The organism is Gilliamella sp. Bif1-4 (genome assembly GCF_001690535.1).
GTDB classification, from domain to species: domain Bacteria; phylum Pseudomonadota; class Gammaproteobacteria; order Enterobacterales; family Orbaceae; genus Gilliamella; species Gilliamella bombi.
This window is the reverse complement of sequence record NZ_LZHC01000052.1, coordinates 1-1,655: the sequence shown is the minus strand read 5'-3', so window position 1 is coordinate 1,655 and position 1,655 is coordinate 1. Positions and strand designations below refer to the sequence as shown.

The window sequence follows — 1,655 nt, the reverse complement described above, 5'->3', positions numbered from 1 at the left end:
TTTTTGCTATAACCGCTATAACCATTGTGGCTATTACTGCCATGCTTCTTCTTATTTTTTTTCATGTTCAAGATGTTCGGCCATTTCAGTATTTAAGGCCGTTTCACTCACCAGTTTATTCATAAAACCAGTTAATTTACCTAAATCTTCTTGGTTTTTTATTCCTTTGGCAAGCTCGGCTGCCATTTCTCTTAGTCTTTTTTCGTCGATTTGTATTTACCTCTTTTTTACTCAATAGAGTAGTTTAAAAATCAGCAAATACACAAATTTATTTATAGGGTCTAAAAATAAAAAATATAGAATGGGATCATTAAATAACATGTAATCCAATAGAATTTGCTATAGCTTCTATTTTTCTCTCTAAAATAAACTCCTGTTCACAATCATGCTTTAATATAAAAAAAGAATGAGTCAAATCAAAACCAGTTAATGTAAATAACTCTAATGATGGAAAAACTATTGTGCATAGAGTTTTTTCTTTCATAGCATCAAGGATATAATGGTTAAATTTATTATATGAATCAATTGGAGCAATTTTACCTTCATCATTATATAAACTCACTTTTTTATTAGATAATTCGTATAATTTTTTATAGAAATTTACAAACTTTTGTTCAATGGAATTAAATAGATTTAATTTTTTTGGATCCTTAATTGCATCAACATATGCGATTAATTCAGTATTATAATATTCATCTTCATCCAAAAAATGATCAAAGTAAGAAACATGAATATTCAAATAATATTTTTTCAAAAAATCATTATCATCTAAATTTGTAGACAACAAAAAATCTATAAAGTTTTTATCTATCATGGTCTTAAATATACTCCGTTTTCATTTAAAGTACCCTTTCTATTCCCTGCTTTATCAAATAATTTCCAAGCACTTCCTCCGTGAGGATTACTTGATGATCTTTCAGGAGATGATCCTCGCCAAAATATTAGACAGTGCCCGCCTCTATCATTTTTTCGTTTTGGTAATATTGTTGTTCATATTGTTCAGGTGATACCCAGCCATTGGCTGAATGACGGCGTATCCGATTATAATAGATTTCAATATATTCAAATAGTGCTTTATTAGCCTGCTTCCTCGTTTTGTAGTAACAGTCATGAATAATATGTGTTTTGAGTGTATGAAAAAAACTCTCAACAACCGCATTATCAAAGCAGTTGCCTCTTCGACTCATGCTTTGCCTTAGCCCATATTGTAACAATAATTGCTTGAAATCAGCACTGCAATATTGGCTTCCTTGGTCACTATGAATGAGTACATTTTTAGGAAAGTGACGCCGAAATAAAGCTTGTTTTAATGTATTACACACTAAATGGCGGTCTATGTAGCGACTGGTTTGCCTAGCAATCACTTTTCGTCCATATAAATCGATAATCACCGACAAATATAACCAACCTTCACCCGTTTTAATATAAGTAATATCGGTTACCCATGTTTTATTAGGCTTATCAGGATTAAATTGCCTATCTAACGTGTTGGGCGCAATATTGTGATGAGCCTTGTCTGTTTTATGCTTGAATTTACGTGCTGCTTTACTCCGTAATCCCAATTGTTGCAAAACACGGCTAATTGTCCTTTCTGAAACTTGATAGCCTGCTTCTCTTGCATCATGAAGCAGGCTTGGCGCACCCAAACGGGCTTT

General features: G+C 32.1%; 3 protein-coding genes. All 3 read right to left on the bottom strand.

The features are described 5' to 3' along the window. Positions 1-51 precede the first annotated feature (51 nt). A complete protein-coding gene (locus tag A9G25_RS13190) occupies positions 52-186 on the bottom strand; it encodes a hypothetical protein (RefSeq protein WP_255307100.1) in 135 nt (44 codons plus the stop codon). Positions 187-310: 124 nt separating this feature from the next. Further along, entirely contained in the window at positions 311-814 is a 504-nt protein-coding gene (locus A9G25_RS07505; RefSeq protein WP_065626310.1) for a hypothetical protein, read from the bottom strand. 127 nt (positions 815-941) lie between these two features. Beyond that, positions 942-1,655, bottom strand: a 714-nt coding sequence (locus tag A9G25_RS07500; RefSeq protein ID WP_065626405.1) for an IS3 family transposase, incomplete at its 5' end; no start/stop codon positions are given.

Bases quoted from the DNA above. Each gene is read 5' to 3' on its own strand.
- A9G25_RS13190 (WP_255307100.1), bottom strand. From the start codon at position 186: ATGGCAGCCGAGCTTGCCAAAGGAATAAAAAACCAAGAAGATTTAGGT.
- A9G25_RS07505 (WP_065626310.1), bottom strand. From the start codon at position 814: ATGATAGATAAAAACTTTATAGATTTTTTGTTGTCTACAAATTTAGAT.